The sequence below is a fragment of the Cupriavidus basilensis genome (assembly GCF_000876015.1).
GTDB lineage: Bacteria > Pseudomonadota > Gammaproteobacteria > Burkholderiales > Burkholderiaceae > Cupriavidus > Cupriavidus basilensis_B.
In genome coordinates this window covers 44,902-60,686 of sequence record NZ_BBQM01000009.1, presented here as the reverse complement: position 1 = coordinate 60,686, position 15,785 = coordinate 44,902, and the positions used below count along the sequence as shown (strand labels likewise).

Genomic DNA, 15,785 nt, shown 5'->3' with positions numbered 1-15,785 from the left:
AAAAGAGGGAATCATGGGGCTGTTTTCATTTGCAAGATCGGTCGGGAGCGCCTTCGTCTCGGCCGCCAGGAGCGTCTACGACACGGCGCGGAACATCGCCGTGAAGGCCATCGACTGGCTGGCCGACGAGGCCGAGACCTTCGTGGGCACGGTCAAGGAAACCTGGCGCAAGGTGCGCCCGGTGCTGCAGCGGATCAAGCCGTACTTCGCGGTGGCGGCGACCGCGGCGAAGAATATGGGCCTCCCCTGGCTCGGCGACGCCATCGTGGCGATCGACACCGCGCTGACCGCGCTGATGAAGCTCGAGAACAGCCCGGTCCTGCAAAAGCTGGAGAAAGCCATCAACTGGGCGATCCAGCGCGCGCGCGAGCTGCGCAAGAAGATGAACGCCGAGGAAGAGGCGCAGGCCCGCCGGCACAAGAAGACCTTCGAGGAAGCGCGCTCGCGCCTGCCCGAGACAGCGCGGCACGGGCTCGACCTCGCCGCGCTGGTCAACGACTACGTGCTGGCCACCGCCGGCGTCGACAACCTGCTCGAAGCGGGCGAGCTGCAGAGCTTCGACCACTACCTGCGCCTGCGCGCCACGCAGAAGCTGCTCAGGTCCGCCGAGCACAAGCTGGAGAAAGCGCGCGACATCGCCGACATCTCGGCCGACGACGTCTTCCTCGTCAAGGTCGCGTCGGACCTGATCGCGCCCGAGCCGACGCTGTCGGCAGCCGACACCGACAGGCTCGACGCCATCATCGCCGCGCGCCACGGCAAGAAGCTGCTGCCGTTCGTGTTCGAGGAACTGACCAAGGCCTGGGACGTCGCCCTGCAGGCCGACGAGAAGCAGTGGCAGGCGGACAACCAGCGCCTGGCCAGGGAGCAGGTGCTGCTGCGCCGCCTGGAGACCGCCCGGAAGCTCGGCGATCTCGCGCCCGACGAGGCCGCCATGCTGGCCGAGCTCCAGTCCACCGTGCCCGCGCTCAAGGCGCAGGCCGACAGCCTGGCCAAGCGCAACCGCGAGCGGCGCAACTACGTCTACGCCAGCGAAGGCTTCATGCAGATGCTGGAGAAGAGCGAGGAGCAACTCGCCAGCGAGGACCGCGCCTACCTGCTGCGCCAGGGCAGCGAGGTCGGGACGATCCTGATCGACTGCGCGCAGAACGGCAAGGCCTGGGAGGCGCTGAGCGAAGACCAGCAGATGCTGATCATCGACTTCGCCAACATCTTCGAGGAAGAATGCCGCGCGCGCAGCGGCGAACTGGAGGTCGAGAGCCGTGCTTGAACAGATCCTGCACTTCATCCTGCCGCAGGTCCTCCCGCCGGAGTGGCTGCAGATCGGCTTTTTCACCGTCATCTTCGTGGCGGTGATCCATGCATGGCGCGGCGTGCGCCGGCACGCGACGCCCGACAACTGGGCGAGGAACTGGCACCGCGAGGTCGACGGCAAGGCGAGAAATGAAACGGGCAATGAAGCGGGCAGCGACGCCGGCCAGCTGGACGTCGAGCACGGCTCCGTCAACGACCTCAGCGCCGCCGTGGCGACGCCGCAGGAAAAGCTCGCCGACATCCTGCCCGGCATGCTGCTGATCGTGGGCCTGCTCGGGACGTTCGTCGGTCTGGGCCTGGCGCTCGACAAGGCGTCCGTGATCCTGTCGCAGGCCACCGGCAGCGGCGGCATGGACAGCATGATGGACAACCTGATGTCGATGATGCACGGCCTCGGTTCCAAGTTCAAGACGTCGACCTGGGGCATCCTGGCGTTCCTGACGCTGAAGATCTATTGCAGCCGCAACGGCTTCGAGGAGCGCCGCCTGAACTGGTGCATCGGCAAGATGAAGACCGAGGTGGACCGCCGGCGCAAGGAGGCCCGCGAGCTGCAGGTCGCGGACAACCGGCAGCTGGTCGACGCCATCGGCGCGCTGGGCGCCGTGCTGCGTGACAACGCCGCGCAGCAGGCGCAGGACGGCGCGCAGCGCCACGCGCAGCAGCTCGAAGCGCTGGCGGCGCTGCGCGCGGGCCTGAAGGCGCAGACCGCGCAGGGCACGCAGCAACTGGCGAAGATGGACGAGCTGGTGGTCCACAACGAATCCACGCGCCACGCCATCGAGACGTTCGTCGACGGCGTGTCCGCCAACATCACGGCGATGGCGGAAGCCTCGGCGAACATGGCCAGCGCCGCCGTCATGGCCGGGCGCTCGACCGCCGAGCTGCAGGCCGCGATCTCCGAGTTCCGCGTCAGCGTGGCGGAAGTCCTGGACGACATGAAGTCCGACCTCGGCCAGACCATCGCCGACATGTCCGGCCGCTTCGCCGAGAACATGGCGGTCATCTCGGAGAAGATGTCCGACGCCACCGGCGACATCTCGCGCTCCATCACGACGCTGTCGACGAGCGTCGACACCACCCTGAAGTCCGTCGAGGCGGCCGTCGGCCAGTCGCTGTCGACGCAGCAGAAGGCGCACGGCATCTTCGTCGAGTCCAGCGACACGCTCAACGTCAACGTGCAGGCCATGACCAATCTCGTGGAGGACCTGCGCGAGAAGATCGTCTCCGGGCTCAAGTCCGTGTCCGAGAGCGTGCGCCGCACCGCCGAGCTTGGCGGGCACTACGAACGGATCGCCGACGTCAGCCAGAACGTCACCGGCACGCTCGAAGCCGCCGCCGCGACGATCAGGCAGGCCGCCACGGCGAACAAGGACGACCGTACCCGCCGCGACATGCTGGCGGCGCTGCACAGCATCGACAACCGGCTCGACACCGCCGTGATCCAGATGACGAAGCCGCCCGCGAGCGAGCGCCGCGCGCGCAGCGGCCGCGCCGACGCCTGAAGCCGCACGCCATGAAAGAGAAGCCGAATGAATGGGTGGCCATCGCCGACCTGATGGCCGGCGTGATGGCGGTGGTGATGCTGCTGCTGGTGCTGTCGGTGGTGCAGAAGCAATATGCCGACGTGCGCCACAAGGCCGAGATGGAGCAGGGCTCGGCGGCGCAGCGCAAGCATATCGCGCAGATGCTGCAGGACATGAAGGCCGCGTTCGCGCAGCAGGGCGCCGAGGGGCTGGTGTCGATCGACGCGCAGGCCGGCAAGGTGGTCCTGCGCGACAACGTGTTCGCGCGCGGCAGCGCCTGCATCACGCCGGAAGCCAGGGCGGCGTTCGCGCAGGTCGAGGACAAGATCTCGGCCTACCTCGACAGCATGCCGGGCGGCCAGATCTACGTCGAGGGGCACACCGACAACCTGCAGGTCGCCCGCCCCGTCACCGACTTCAGCCACTTCTGCACGGTCTACGACGACAACTACACGCTGTCGGCCGCCCGCGCGCGCGAGGCCCGGCGCCTGCTGATCGGCAAGCTCGACGCGCAGGTCGCCAAGCGCGTGGTGGTGGCCGGCTTCGGCGACTCGCATCCGCTCGCGAACGTGCCGCCCGAGGACGCGCGCAACCGGCGCGTGGAAGTCCGCTTCGTCGCGCAGCAGAACGGCTGAGCCGCGCGGCGGGCCGAGGCGGGCGGCGCGGCCCGCGCCCGGCGCCTGCCGCTTATATCGCTTGTCGCCTGTCGCCTAGCGCAGCAGGATCAGCTGCGGCACCGCATCGGCGCCGCTCCACACGATCGCGTTCTGGCCGTGGCGCGCGCCGAGCGCCCGGGCCGCGTCCAGCGCCAGCCCGAGCACCAGCAGGCTCTCCTCGCCCGGCCAGCTGCCCGACGGATGCTGGCCGATGCCCTCGATCGCATGCAGGCCCCGTTGCGCCAGCTCGCGCGCCAGCGCCTGCTGGCGCGCCGCGTTGGCGGCCGGCTCCGGCTCGGGCCGGCTGTGCGGGTTCCATGCCGTCACGAACGCGCTGCAGTCCACGCCCGCCGCCGCGTGCAGCGCGGCCAGCGCGGGGCTGGCCTCGCCGATCGCCAGCGTGAGCGGCGCATCGCCGCGCACGTGATAGCGCGTCTCCAGGTAGGCCTGGATGAGCGCGGGGTCGATGCTGGAGCCGTGAAGCAAGAAACCCTCCGTGAAATGACTGCGGCATGCGCGCGCGCGTCCGGCCGGCCACGGCATGGCCACGGCGCGCCGCGGGCGCAGGCCGGCGGGCTCGCGGGCGCGGCGGGGCGGTTCGGGCTGGAACGAGGCGGTCGGGAGCGTCGGCGGGACGGTGGCGCGCGCCGGGCGGCGCGCCCGAAACTAAATCGTACTTATCCGTGCAAGCAGCGTATGCTCGACGGAGAAAGGAGATCATCATGTCTCAGAACAATGCGATCTACAAGGGGTTCAAGGTGTCCGCCATCGTGCGCCGCGCCCCCGGCGGCGGCCACGGCGCCACGCCGGTGCCCGCCGGCTTCCTCGCCACCGTCACCATCACGCAGGTCAGCCGCGACAGCGGCTCGCTGCGGCTGGTGCCGCCGCTGGAGCAGCAAAGCGGGCGCACGCCGCACGACGCCATCGCGCTGGCAGTGACCCATGCGCGCGCCGTCATCGACGGCATGTCCACCTCGGTCGCGCACAAGTAGCAGTGCCGGGCCGCCGTCCCGGCGGCGCCGCACCGGCCCGCGGCGCGGCCACGGCAAGCGCGCGCGCCGGCAGGGAAACGCCATCGGTGTTATCATCCGCCATCTTGCCGATGCGCCAGCGTGCGTCGATGCAAGCTCGCCGACAGGCCCTGGCGCCTGACGGACACGTCACCGCGATAGCAGGCGAACTTACCGCCGCGGTGGCCCACCAGCCGGGCAAGGCACCCGGCAAAACCAGGGCGATACGCGCCCCTCACCCATCCGACCCGCGGCACACAAGGCCGCTCCGCAGCGCCACGCAGGGCTATCCGCGTGTGCCGGCTGCGCAGGCACGGTCCACCTTCGCCGGCCCCTTTTTCCGCGCACCCGCGCGGCCATCGGCGGCGCCCGGCAAATCCGCAGAACAACCCATGCGGCGAGCGATCACCGAAAGAACACGTCGCGCACAGTGAGTGCATCCGGCGCGCCCCGGACCGTCCGCCCAGATCAGGACATACCTTGCAGCACAATCCGTCTCCGTACACCGTGTCGGTGTACCCCATCGAGCAGCAACCCGGCGTGTGGTTCGCCACGTACATGATCAGCGAATACCGCAGCGGCGCCGAGCGCGTCGTCGCCAACGTCACCATGCGCCACGCCACCCACGGCACCGAAGCCCAGGCCAAGCAGGCCGCCCGCTTTGCCGCCGAACGCGCCGCCGCGGGCATGCGCCTGCAGTGAACGCCACGGCGCGCGCGGCCGGCGCAGGCGCCGCGCCCGCACGCCACCCAACCTAGAGAGGCATCATCCTTGGCAAAAGAAGAACTGGTGGAATTCGGCGGCAAAGTCTCGGAAGTGCTCCCGGACAGCCGCTTTCGCGTGATCCTGGAAAACGGCTTCGAAGTCTGGGCGTACTCGTCCGGGCGGCTCAAGAAGAACCGCATCCGCATCCTGGCGGGCGACCGCGTCACGCTGGAGATGTCGCCATACGACCTCACCAAGGGCCGCATCAACTACCGCCACAAGTTCTGAAGCCAGCGCGCGGGACCCGCGCGCGCGCCGCGGCGCCGGCATCCGCGGCCGGTGCGCCTCCCCGGCATCATCAACGCATCCACTGAAGGAGCAAAGCATGTCAGTCAGCGAAGAATGGGAAGAAATGCACCTGACCCCGGACGGATGGGTCGCCGGCAGCTACCAGCACGTGCCCGGCCCCGTGGTCACGCGCGCCGCGCCGGCCAACGACGTGCTCACGGTGCGCCGCCACGTCACGGCCACCTACGGCGGCCCCTCGCGCGCCATCGAGGACCGCACGCCGCGCACCGACCGGCTCGAGCTGCTGGAGCAGTTGCTGGACCGCTACGGCAGCCCCGCCTTCAGCGTCTAACAGTCGGCCCCCGCACGCCCGGGCACCGTCCCCGGGCATGGCGGCATTCCCCGCCCTGCCCCGGCCATCCGCGCGCATCGCGCCACGCGGACCGGCGCACGGCAAAAGCGGCGCACGATGGCGCCGCCCTCACTTCCCCATCCCGACCAGGACGCGCTACAGCGCCGTCACCGATTCGCCTGCGATCAGGCCGTTGATGATGTCCTCGCCGAACTTGACCGCGCCACGGCGCGCGGTGCCGATGTTCTCCCACTCCTCGGTTTCCAGGCGGAACACCTTGGTGCGCTCGCCGCCGGGCCGGTAGCCCTCGCGGCAGATCACCACCGACGCGGTGAAGCTGCGGTCCGGCTTGGCGCGCGGCCACGACTGGGCGGGCTGGACCTTGTAGACCAGCGGATAAAGATCGAAGCCCTTGTAGCTCGCGCTAGGCGTATTGTTCACGTCGTTTGCTCCATGCGGCAGCGTTGCCGTCGGCCGCGCCATCCCGGCGCCAGGGTCAGAACGGAACCAGGCGATCGATCACGATGACGATCACCCCGTCGGCCCCGCTCATCCGGCTGTGCGAGCCCAGCCGTGCGCGCAGGAACGCGTCCAGGCCGCGCTGCAGTTGATATAAGGCGCACTGGTCCGCGTGGCGCAATTGCTCCGCGGCCTCGTGCGCGATTTCGATCTCCACCTTCCTGGCCGACCAGTTACGGCTGCTGGTATCGGGAATCTGCCAGTTGGCGTTGACCACATGCCGCCGCACCGTCCAGGTACGCACGTCCTGGCCTGTGATCTCGTCGAGCACAGGCTTGATGAAAGCCACCAGGTCCAACATAGGCCCCCTCGCACGGTGCCCCGCCAGGCAGCGGGGCCTGCGCGGCACGCAAGGCGGCAACACGGCACCTGGCCGCGAGCGGGATGCCGGACGGGCTGGCGACGCAAAGCGCCGGGATTGCCCACGTTCCGGCCCAAGTACCCCACTCTACTCCGAAGCGCGCGGCAGCGACGATCTTATTTTGCCGCCGGCGGCGCGCGCCGGCGCGGTCAGCGTCAGCAGCATGTCCGCGTACCAGGCCGAGTTCAGGCCCAGCGCCTCGTCCTCGGCGAGGTCGCGCGTGCCCACGTCGAAGCGCGCCGAATGCACGCCCAGCAGCAGCCACGGCAGGTCATGCCGCTTGCCGCGCGTGCCGCGCATGCGCATCACCACCGGCGCGCCGCTGGTGCCGCGGTGCGTGCGCGCGTCGGTCAGGAAAAAGCCCTGCCCCTGGAAGCGCAGGCCGAACGCCGACGCCACCACCGCCTGCCGCGCCACCGGCAGGTGATGCAGGGCATCGTGGAAACCGAGCGGAAAACCGACGATCAGCAGCGAATCGCCCACCTCCACGTGATCCGAGGTCTGCACCAGGTGGTCCGGCGTGAACGCGCGGTACACCAGGCCCGCCGGCAGCGCGCCGCGCTCCAGCTCCACCACCGCCACGTCCACCGGGCCGCCGCCGTCCTCGCCGATGCGCCAGACCGCCACGCCGTCGCGATACAGCGGAATCGAGAAGCCGATCGAATTGGCCATGTTGCCGGCCTCGCGGTGCAGCTCGATCTCGATGCGGTCCGGGTGATGGCCGGAAGGCTCGTCGAAGACCACGTGGCGGCTTGTCACCACGAACAGGTGGTTGTCGCGCTCGAAGAAAAATCCGCTGGCATTGGCGATGCCTTGCTGGCCGTCGAAGGACGAAACGCGGACCGCGGAAAGCAGGATGGATTCGACCATAGGTTCCAAGAAAGCAGGACGTTGCACGCCGCGGTGGTTTCGCGCGCGGGCGGGGCGGAGAATCCGGCGCGGGCGGGAGCCGGGGCCGGTCATGGCCGCGGCATGGCCTTGTTGTCATGTGCCTTGTCGGGGACGCACGTGGGCATTGTCGCCGCAATTGGGCACCGCGGGCGGGATTTACCCGCGATGGATGGAATGCGCCGGTACGCGGCAAGCACATCGGACGACACCGCAGCGCGCGGGACGCGCCATCGGCCTCCGCCCTGCTCGCGGCCAATGGCGACATATAGTCCATGCGTCACATATCAAACCGCCCTGAACTTCTTTCCTCCAGAGCGAGCGCGAAAATGAGCGCCACCGTCAAACTATTGACATGGCCTATGGACCGGATAACAAACCGGTCTTGGACCTATCGGCCGATTCCCGCCATCCTTGCGCCATCGAATCACGGCACACACCGATGGAGCAGGACCATGCAAGACATCGTCGACGGCGTACTGAAGTTCCAGCGTGACGCCTTCCCGCAGCGCTCGGACCTGTTCAAGCGGCTGGCCAACGGCCAGAGCCCCGCCACGCTGTTCATCGCCTGCTCCGACAGCCGGGTCGTGCCCGAGCTGCTCACGCAGCGCGAGCCGGGCGAGCTGTTCGTCATCCGCAATGCCGGCAACATCGTGCCCGCCTACGGCGTGCAGCCCGGCGGCGTGTCGGCCAGCGTGGAATACGCGGTGGCCGGGCTCAACGTCACCGACATCGTGATCTGCGGCCATTCCGACTGCGGCGCCATGACCGCCGTAGCCACGTGCCAGTGCCTCGACCACATGCCAGCCGTGAAAGGCTGGCTGCATCACGCGGACGCCGCCAAGGCGGTCAACGAAGCGCGCGAGCACGCATCCACGCGCGCCCGCGTGGACTCGATGGTGCGCGAGAACGTCATCGCCCAGCTGGCCAACCTCAAGACCCACCCCACCGTGGTGCTCGCGCTCGAACAAGGCCGCATGACGCTGCACGGCTGGGTCTACGACATCGAGACAGGCACGATCGACGCGCTGGACGGCAACACCGGCCAGTTCGTCTCCCTCGCGGCGCATCCCGACGTGGCCGCGACGCCCCCGGTCAGGCGCGCACAGAGCGCCACCTGAATGCCCCGCCCCGTTTTCCACTCCCATCCGTCCCAAGGAACAGCCATGACCCAATCCCAATACAGCCAGGCCCCGCGCCAGGCCCTGAGCGACCGCATCATCGACGCCAAGATCCGCAAGGGCCTGACGTTCGAGCAGATCAACGAAGGCACCGGCCTGAGCGTGGCCTTCGTCACCGCCGCGCTGCTGGGCCAGCACCCGCTGCCCGCCGACGCCGCCAAAATCGTGGCCGCCAGGCTGGACCTGGACGACGACGCGGTGCGCCAGCTGCAGACCATCCCCCTGCGCGGCAGCATCCCCGGCGGCGTGCCGACCGACCCGACCATCTACCGCTTCTACGAGATCGTGCAGATCTACGGCTCCACGCTCAAGGCGCTGGTGCACGAGCAGTTCGGCGACGGCATCATCAGCGCGATCAACTTCAGGCTTGATATCAAGAAGGTGGAAGATCCCGAGGGTGGCCACCGTGCGGTGATCACGCTGGATGGCAAGTATTTGCCGACCAAGCCGTTTTGACAGGTGTCCCGCGGAACCGGCGGCGCGCTGGCGTGATGCGCCGCGGCCTGTCCGGGCGAGGCGCATAGCTTCGCCCGGACACGGCCGGCGTTTTCAGGTGATGGCGCTCAGTTGCCAGGGCACGAATTCGTTCTGCCCGTAGCCGTGCAGCTCGCTGCGCGAGCGCTTGCCGGAGGCGGTGTCCAGCATCAGCCGGAACAACTGCTCGCCCAGTTCCGCGATGGTGGCCGTGCCATCGAGCACGGCGCCGCAGTTCAGGTCCATGTCGTCGGACTGGCGCTCCCACAGCGCGGTGTTCGTCGCCAGCTTGACCGAAGGCGAGGGCGCGCAGCCGTAGGCCGAGCCGCGCCCCGTGGTGAAGCAGATCAGGTTGGCGCCGCCCGCGACCTGGCCGGTGGCGGAGATCGGATCGTAGCCGGGCGTGTCCATGAAGACCAGGCCGGGCGTGCGCACCGGCTGCGCGTATTCGTAGACCTCGGACAAATTGCTCGAGCCGCCCTTGGCGATGCCGCCCAGCGATTTTTCCAGCACCGTGGTCAGGCCGCCGGCCTTGTTGCCGGCGGACGGGTTGTTGTCCATGCTGGCGCCGTGGCGCGCGCAATACGCTTCCCACCAGCGGATGCGGTCCACCAGCTTGCGGCCTATTTCCGGCGTGACGGCGCGGCGCGTGAGCAGGTGCTCGGCGCCGTAGATCTCGGGCGTCTCCGACAGGATGGCGGTGCCGCCGTGCCGCACCAGCAAATCCACCGCCGCGCCCAGCACCGGGTTGGCGGAGATGCCCGAGTAGCCATCGGAGCCGCCGCATTGCAGGCCCACCACCAGGTGGCGCGCGGGCACGGGTTCGCGCCGGACGCGGTTGGCGGCGGGCAGCATGGCCTTGATCAGCGCGATGCCGTGGGCAATGGTCCTGGTGGTGCCGCCCGTGTCCTGGATGCTGAACGCCCGCAGATGCTCGCCTTCGGCCAGGCCTTGCGTGGCCAGCAGCGCGGGAATCTGGTTGGTCTCGCAGCCCAGGCCGATCACCAGCACGCTGGCGAAGTTGGGGTGGCATGCGTAGCCGCCCAGCGTGCGCTGCAATACGGCCAGCCCTTCGCCCTGCGGGTCCACCGCGCAGCCCACGCCGTGCGTGAGCGCGACCACGCCGTCGACGTTGGGGTAGGGCGCCAGCGCCTCGGGATGGATGTCGCGGCGGAAGTGGTCGGCGATGGCGCGCGCCACGGTGGCCGAGCAGTTCACCGAGGTGAGGATGCCGATGTAGTTGCGCGTGGCCACGCGGCCGTCGGCGCGCACGATGCCGTCGAACGTGGCCGGCTCGGCCACCGGCCGCGGCGCGCGCGCCTCTGCGCCGTAGGCATAGTCGCGCGCGAAGTCGCCCATGGCGAGGTTGTGCGTGTGCACGTGCTGGCCGGCGCGGATCGGCTGGCTGGCGAAGCCGATGATCTGGCCGTAGCGGCGCACCGCCTCGCCGGCGGCCACCGCGCGCGTGGCCACCTTGTGGCCGGGCGGCACCAGGCCGGATACCGTGATGCCCTCTTCGGCGAGCACGGTGCCCGCGACGAGCTGCGCGCGGGCGATCACCACGTCGTCATCCGCGTGCAGGCGGATCGCGCGCGCGCCGGCCGCCGCCGCGCCGTCGCTGGTGCCCGGTCGGGCGTGGGCTGGGGAAGTCATGCGATGGGCTCCAAATCCGCTGGTCGTTGCCGCGGTCGTTGCGTTCAATCCGTGCTCGCGCTTACTTGAGCATGTCCGCCGGCAGCGAGATACCGAAGTACTGCTTGTAGATCTCGTTGATCTTGCCGTTCTGCAGGTTGGCCTTGACCCAGCCGTCCAGCCAGCTCTTGAGCGCGGTGTCGCCCTTGCGCAGACCGATGGCGTACGGGAAGGTCTTCATCACGAACTTCAGCTCCAGGTCGCGCGAAGGGTTGGCCTTCTTCACCGCGGGAATCACGCTGATGGCCGCGGCAAGGTAGTCCTGCTGGCCGGTGGACACCGCGGTGTTGGTGGTGGCGTCGTCCTCGTAGCGCACGATGTTGATGCCGGACACTTCCTTGGCGCCGCGCGTCAGCTCCTGATCGCTGGTGGTGCCGCGCGTGACGGCGATGGTCTTGCCGGACAGGTCGGCGAATGCCTTCAGCGGCGCCTTGGCCGGGCCGCCCACCACCACCGGGATCACGCCGTAGGGGTCGGAGAAATCGATGACCTTCCTGCGCTCGTCGGTCACGGAGAACGAGGCCAGCACCACGTCCGCTTTCTTGGTCAGCAGGAACGGCACGCGGTTGGGGCCGGTCACGGGCACGATCTCCAGCGCCACGCCCAGGTCCTTGGCGAGCAGGCGCGCGGTTTCCACGTCCGAGCCGCTCTGGCGGGCCTGCGCGTCGAGCATGCCGTAGGGCGGCGCGCCGATGTCCACGGCGACCAGGATCTTCTTGCGCTGCCTGATGGTGTCGAGGGTGTCGGCCGACGCGGTCAGGGCCGTGCCCAGCAGCAGCACGGCGGTAAGCGAGGCCAGCGGGGCGAACAGGCGGCGGTGGGTGCGGGTCATGATCTGTCTCCGTTTCTCTGTGGGAATGCGTGTGGCGATGCGCGCGGATGCACTCGGATGCGCGCGGCCGGCGCGCCCGCGCGAGCGGGCACGGCGGGTGGAATCAAAAGGAACCGGTGGCGCCTACAGCCCGTTGCCGACGAACTGCCTGAGCTCGGGCGTGGTGGGCTCGTCCAGCAGCTTGCCGCTGCCGGCCTCCCACACGATGCCCTGGTGCATGAACATGATCTGGTCCGCCACCGAGCGCGCGAACGCCATCTCGTGCGTGACCAGCACCATCGTCATGCCGTCCGCGGCCAGCCGCTCGATCACGCGCAGCACCTCGCCGGTGAGCTCCGGGTCCAGCGCCGAGGTGACCTCGTCGAACAGCATCAGGCGCGGCTCCATCGCCAGCGAGCGGGCAATGGCCACGCGCTGCTGCTGCCCGCCGGAGAGCTGCTCGGGGTAATAGTCGGCGCGCTCTTCCATGCCCACCTGGCGCAGCACGTGCATGGCCAGCTCGTGCGCGGCCTTGCGCGCCATGCCCCTGACCTTGCGCGGCGCCAGCATGACGTTCTCCGCCACGGTCAGGTGCGGGAACAGGTTGTAGCTCTGGAACACGATGCCCACCTCGCGGCGCAGCGCGGCCAGGTCCACCGCGCTCGCGTGCATGGCGTGGCCGCAGGTGTGCAGCTCGCCGCCGCTCACGCGCTCCAGGCCGTTGATGCAGCGCAGGGCCGTGCTCTTGCCCGAGCCGCTGCGCCCGATCAGCGCCACCACCTCGCCGCGCCGCACCGAGAAGCTGACCCCCTTGAGGATCTCCACCTGGCCGAAGGCCTTGCTGACCTTGTTGAAGCGGACCACTTCGTCCACGCTTGTCTCCATAATGTTCCTTTGTGCCGGCGTTGGTGCGGCTTTGGTGCGGCGTCGTTGCTGCGATGGCGTCGTGGCGCCGGGGTGGTTCAGGCGCGCGCCTTGTTGAAGCGGCGCTCCAGCCGGTACGACAGCGACGAGAGCGGATAGCAGATGGCGAAGTACAGCGCCGCCGCGATGCTGAACACCACGAACGGCTTGAACGTGGAGTTGTTGACCACGCGCGCCGAATAAGTCAGGTCGAAGAAGCCGATCACCACCGCGTACGACGAGTTCTTCACGATCTGCACCAGGAAGCTCACCGTGGGCGCCACCGCGATGCGCGCCGCCTGCGGCAGGATCACGTGCACCGCGCGCTGCAGCGGCGTGAGCGCCAGGCACTCCGCGGCCTCCCACTGCGTGCGTGGCACCGCCTGGATGCAGCCCTTCCAGATCTCGCCCAGGTAGGCGCTGGAATACGCCGTCATGGCGATGCCCGCGGCCACCAGCGCCGGCAGGTCGAAGCCGCCCACGCTGATGCCGAAATACACCACGAACATGATCACCGGCAGCGGCACGCCCTGCACCAGCTGCACGTACGCGCCCGTCACCGCGCGCAGCACCCGGCCGCCGCGGCTGCGCGCCAGCGCCAGCGGCACGCCCACCAGCGCGCCGCCGACGAAGCCCATGCCGGCCAGCAGCAGCGTCCAGCCCGCGCCGCGCAGGATGAACAACACTTGATCGAAGGAAAGACCGTTCATGACGCGCGCTCCGGCTCAGAGAGGAGTGTTCAGGCGCCGGCGGCGCGTGAAGGCCACCGCGCCGATGCCCGCCATCGACAGGCGCAGCAGCCACGACAGCAGCAGGTAGACCACCGCGATCACCAAGTAGATCTCGAAGCCGCGGAAGGTCTCGGACTGGATGCGGTAGCCCACCGCGGTCAGCTCCTCGGCCGAGATCTGCGACATGATCGAGGTGGCCAGCATCATCAGCACGAACTGGCTCACCAGCGCCGGATACATGCGCTCCACCGCCTGCGGCAGCACCACCAGCCGCAGCAACTGCCAGCGCGACAGGCCCAGGCACGACGCCGCCTCCAGCTGCCCGCGCGGCACCGACTCGATGCCCGCGCGCACGATCTCCGTGGTGTAGGCCGACACGTTCACCACCAGCGCCACCACCGCCGCGGCCATGGCCGGCACGCGCACCTGGATGGCCGCCAGCCCGAAGAACAGCCAGAACGCCTGAATCACCAGCGGCGTATTGCGGATCAGATCCACGTACACCGTCACGCAGCGGCGCGCCCAGGGCGGACCCTGCGTGCGCACCACCGCCAGCGCCGTGCCCAGCACGAAGCCGAACACGATGGTCGCCACCGACATGCGCAGCGTGAGCCACACCCCGTCGAGCAGGTCGCGCCAGTTGGCGGACAGGAAGCTGAAATCGAACTGATAGTCCATCGGATGCGCTCTTTATGCGTGGCACCCGTGGGGATGGATGCCCTGTCTCTCGTATGCGTCCTTGCGCGGAACGCACAGCGCCGTCCCTCGATGGATCGCAATATATGACTAATGCCGACAATGGTCAATATGCGGAGATACCCGTGTATCATCGCAAGCGGAACCGGCGCAAAGTTCGCCCGGGTTCCGCACCCGGCAGGGCGCCAGGCAGCGCATCCACACCGCGTGCCACGCATCCACGCCAACGCCACGATCCGGAGACACCGTGACCAGTCCGACGACGACACGAGGCCGCCCTCGCGCCGCGCAAGACAAAACAGACCGCCCCTTCACGCCGGCAGACGACGGCGAGAGCGGCGACGCGCACCGCCACGCCCCCATCTACGCGCAGATCCACCAGATGCTGCGCCGGGCCATCCAGGAAGGCTCGCTCGAAGCCGGCACCGTGCTGCTCGAAGGCCACGTGGCCGACATCCTCGGCTCCACCCGCTCGCCCGTGCGCCAGGCCCTGCGCGAGCTGGAAAACGAAGGCGTGATCAGCCGCTTCGACGGCCGCGGCTATGTGGCCGGCCCGCACGGCACCGCGCCGCGCCGCATCCCGCTCGAAGCCGCCATGCTCGGCGTGGACAGCACGCCCGACGTAGCCCGCAAGACGCTGGGCTGGGAAGTCATCTACGACGAAGTGGAGCGCGACCTCGTCCACCTCTCCGTGTTCGGCCGCTACCGCGTGAACGAAGTCGAGCTCGCCCGCCACTTCAACGTGGGCCGCACCGTGGTGCGCGAAGTACTGCTGCGCCTGGAAAGCCTCGGCATCATCGAAAAAGACGAACGCCTGCGCTGGGTCATCACCCCGCTGGACGCCCAGCGCATCCGCGACCTGTACGAACTGCGCTCACTGGTGGAACCCGCCGCCCTGCGCGCCGCCGCCAGCCACGCCAACCCAGCCGAAGTGCGCGGCATGATCGAATCCCTGCACAAGGCGCAACGCATCTACCCCAAGGTATCGCGCACCGCCATGGACGCGTTGGAACACGACCTGCACGTGCGGCTGCTCTCGCAATGCCCCAATAAGGAACTGCTCGGCAGCCTGCAGCGCACCCGCTGCATCCTCACGCTGAGCAAGCACGTGCTGGGTGTGTCCACGCCCATGCCGGCGGATGACCCGTTCATGTCGGAGCATCTGGCCGTGCTGGAGGCGGTGGCGGGTGGCGCGCCGCGGCGGGCGGCGGATTTGCTCAGGGAGCACCTTGAGGTGTCTTGTATCAAGGTGACGGAGCGGGCGGAGATGGTGCGGGGGGGATTTGCTTTGCCGGAGGTTTCTTATATTGGGTGAGGGGTGGCGGCATTTCGCGGACGCCCTATGGCGCTTCTTTGCGCGACAAACGTCCACCACCCATCAGGTCAGCAGCACATGAGTTCATTCATGTACGTCTGCTGCATGCTTGAGGACGGCAGCGAACCGTTCAAGTGTAAGCGCAACCTCCACAAACTTCAGGGCGACTAGATAGAAACCTCCTCCAATCACCGCCGCCGTGTACCAAAGAAAAAGTGAATATGACCCGCCCGACTTTAGCTGCGCGAACGTGACAAATACAGTCGCCACAAGCGGAATCAAACCCACTTTCTCTAAGGCGCCAACAAATACCGCTAGTCGCAGGCGTGAATCGGACGCTAGCTTCTTTCGTGAACAGCATGTGCT

At 68.6% G+C, this 15,785-nt stretch carries 19 protein-coding genes; 10 read left to right on the top strand and 9 right to left on the bottom strand.

Translation table 11 applies throughout. The features are described from left to right. The first annotated feature begins 13 nt into the window (after positions 1 to 13). From KF708C_RS05585 to KF708C_RS05575, 3 genes are read left to right on the top strand one after another with little or no spacing between them, the layout of a single operon-like run. The gene (locus KF708C_RS05585; protein ID WP_059411010.1) at positions 14 to 1,270 is read left to right on the top strand and encodes a hypothetical protein; all 1,257 of its coding nucleotides are present in this window, start codon (positions 14 to 16) and stop codon (positions 1,268 to 1,270) included. After that, positions 1,263 to 2,816 carry a hypothetical protein gene (locus KF708C_RS05580; RefSeq protein WP_059411009.1) on the top strand — a complete coding sequence of 518 codons (1,554 nt, stop codon included), beginning with the start codon at positions 1,263 to 1,265 and terminating at the stop codon, positions 2,814 to 2,816. The genes KF708C_RS05585 and KF708C_RS05580 overlap by 8 nt, the downstream gene beginning before the upstream one ends. A gap of 11 nt (positions 2,817 to 2,827) precedes the next feature. Next, a complete protein-coding gene (locus KF708C_RS05575) occupies positions 2,828 to 3,472 on the top strand; it encodes an OmpA/MotB family protein (protein ID WP_020204184.1) in 645 nt (214 codons plus the stop codon). 75 nt (positions 3,473 to 3,547) lie between these two features. On the opposite strand, the gene KF708C_RS05570 is transcribed toward KF708C_RS05575, so the two are convergent. Further along, positions 3,548 to 3,979: a DUF3293 domain-containing protein gene (locus KF708C_RS05570; protein ID WP_020204185.1), complete on the bottom strand. Its 432-nt coding sequence runs from the start codon at positions 3,977 to 3,979 to the stop codon at positions 3,548 to 3,550. A gap of 236 nt (positions 3,980 to 4,215) precedes the next feature. Here KF708C_RS05570 and KF708C_RS05565 point away from each other — a divergent pair, with 236 nt between their 5' ends. The 4 genes from KF708C_RS05565 to KF708C_RS05550 all read left to right on the top strand — a co-directional run bounded on the left by KF708C_RS05565 (position 4,216) and on the right by KF708C_RS05550 (position 5,848). Beyond that, positions 4,216 to 4,485, top strand: a complete 270-nt coding sequence (locus KF708C_RS05565; RefSeq protein WP_059411008.1) for a hypothetical protein — start codon at positions 4,216 to 4,218, stop codon at positions 4,483 to 4,485. A gap of 498 nt (positions 4,486 to 4,983) precedes the next feature. Continuing rightward, entirely contained in the window at positions 4,984 to 5,205 is a 222-nt protein-coding gene (locus KF708C_RS05560; RefSeq protein WP_020204187.1) for a hypothetical protein, read from the top strand. Between the two features lie 69 nt (positions 5,206 to 5,274). Next, a complete protein-coding gene (infA, locus tag KF708C_RS05555) occupies positions 5,275 to 5,496 on the top strand; it encodes a translation initiation factor IF-1 (protein ID WP_020204188.1) in 222 nt (73 codons plus the stop codon). 97 nt (positions 5,497 to 5,593) lie between these two features. After that, positions 5,594 to 5,848, top strand: a complete 255-nt coding sequence (locus tag KF708C_RS05550; protein WP_059411007.1) for a hypothetical protein — start codon at positions 5,594 to 5,596, stop codon at positions 5,846 to 5,848. Positions 5,849 to 6,004: 156 nt separating this feature from the next. On the opposite strand, the gene KF708C_RS05545 is transcribed toward KF708C_RS05550, so the two are convergent. From KF708C_RS05545 to KF708C_RS05535, 3 genes are all read right to left on the bottom strand, one after another. Continuing rightward, positions 6,005 to 6,289 (bottom strand): hypothetical protein, encoded by a 285-nt coding sequence (locus tag KF708C_RS05545; protein ID WP_059411006.1) that lies wholly within the window; start codon positions 6,287 to 6,289, stop codon positions 6,005 to 6,007. A 55-nt stretch (positions 6,290 to 6,344) separates the two neighbouring features. Then, complete coding sequence (locus KF708C_RS05540) at positions 6,345 to 6,668, bottom strand: hypothetical protein (protein WP_020204191.1); 324 nt, start codon at positions 6,666 to 6,668, stop codon at positions 6,345 to 6,347. A gap of 147 nt (positions 6,669 to 6,815) precedes the next feature. Further along, complete coding sequence (locus KF708C_RS05535; protein ID WP_020204192.1) at positions 6,816 to 7,598, bottom strand: trypsin-like peptidase domain-containing protein; 783 nt, start codon at positions 7,596 to 7,598, stop codon at positions 6,816 to 6,818. A 473-nt stretch (positions 7,599 to 8,071) separates the two neighbouring features. On the opposite strand from KF708C_RS05535, the gene KF708C_RS05530 reads away from it, so the two are divergent. Beyond that, positions 8,072 to 8,737: a carbonic anhydrase gene (locus tag KF708C_RS05530; protein WP_059411005.1), complete on the top strand. Its 666-nt coding sequence runs from the start codon at positions 8,072 to 8,074 to the stop codon at positions 8,735 to 8,737. 45 nt (positions 8,738 to 8,782) lie between these two features. Further along, positions 8,783 to 9,253, top strand: a complete 471-nt coding sequence (gene cynS / locus KF708C_RS05525; protein ID WP_020204195.1) for a cyanase — start codon at positions 8,783 to 8,785, stop codon at positions 9,251 to 9,253. A gap of 93 nt (positions 9,254 to 9,346) precedes the next feature. Here the strand turns inward: cynS and KF708C_RS05520 are convergent, their stop codons facing one another. The 5 genes from KF708C_RS05520 to KF708C_RS05500 all read right to left on the bottom strand — a co-directional run bounded on the left by KF708C_RS05520 (position 9,347) and on the right by KF708C_RS05500 (position 14,086). Then, the gene (locus KF708C_RS05520; RefSeq protein ID WP_082079440.1) at positions 9,347 to 10,924 is read right to left on the bottom strand and encodes a UxaA family hydrolase; all 1,578 of its coding nucleotides are present in this window, start codon (positions 10,922 to 10,924) and stop codon (positions 9,347 to 9,349) included. A 61-nt stretch (positions 10,925 to 10,985) separates the two neighbouring features. Continuing rightward, on the bottom strand, positions 10,986 to 11,795 hold the full coding sequence (locus KF708C_RS05515) for a transporter substrate-binding domain-containing protein (RefSeq protein ID WP_059411004.1): 810 nt from the start codon (positions 11,793 to 11,795) through the stop codon (positions 10,986 to 10,988). A 123-nt stretch (positions 11,796 to 11,918) separates the two neighbouring features. Beyond that, the gene (locus KF708C_RS05510) at positions 11,919 to 12,647 is read right to left on the bottom strand and encodes an amino acid ABC transporter ATP-binding protein (RefSeq protein ID WP_269432140.1); all 729 of its coding nucleotides are present in this window, start codon (positions 12,645 to 12,647) and stop codon (positions 11,919 to 11,921) included. An 89-nt stretch (positions 12,648 to 12,736) separates the two neighbouring features. Next, positions 12,737 to 13,387: an amino acid ABC transporter permease gene (locus KF708C_RS05505; protein WP_059411002.1), complete on the bottom strand. Its 651-nt coding sequence runs from the start codon at positions 13,385 to 13,387 to the stop codon at positions 12,737 to 12,739. A gap of 15 nt (positions 13,388 to 13,402) precedes the next feature. After that, complete coding sequence (locus KF708C_RS05500) at positions 13,403 to 14,086, bottom strand: amino acid ABC transporter permease (RefSeq protein WP_059411001.1); 684 nt, start codon at positions 14,084 to 14,086, stop codon at positions 13,403 to 13,405. Positions 14,087 to 14,351: 265 nt separating this feature from the next. Here KF708C_RS05500 and KF708C_RS05495 point away from each other — a divergent pair, with 265 nt between their 5' ends. Then, positions 14,352 to 15,419 (top strand): GntR family transcriptional regulator, encoded by a 1,068-nt coding sequence (locus KF708C_RS05495; RefSeq protein ID WP_059411000.1) that lies wholly within the window; start codon positions 14,352 to 14,354, stop codon positions 15,417 to 15,419. Positions 15,420 to 15,785: the final 366 nt, after the last annotated feature.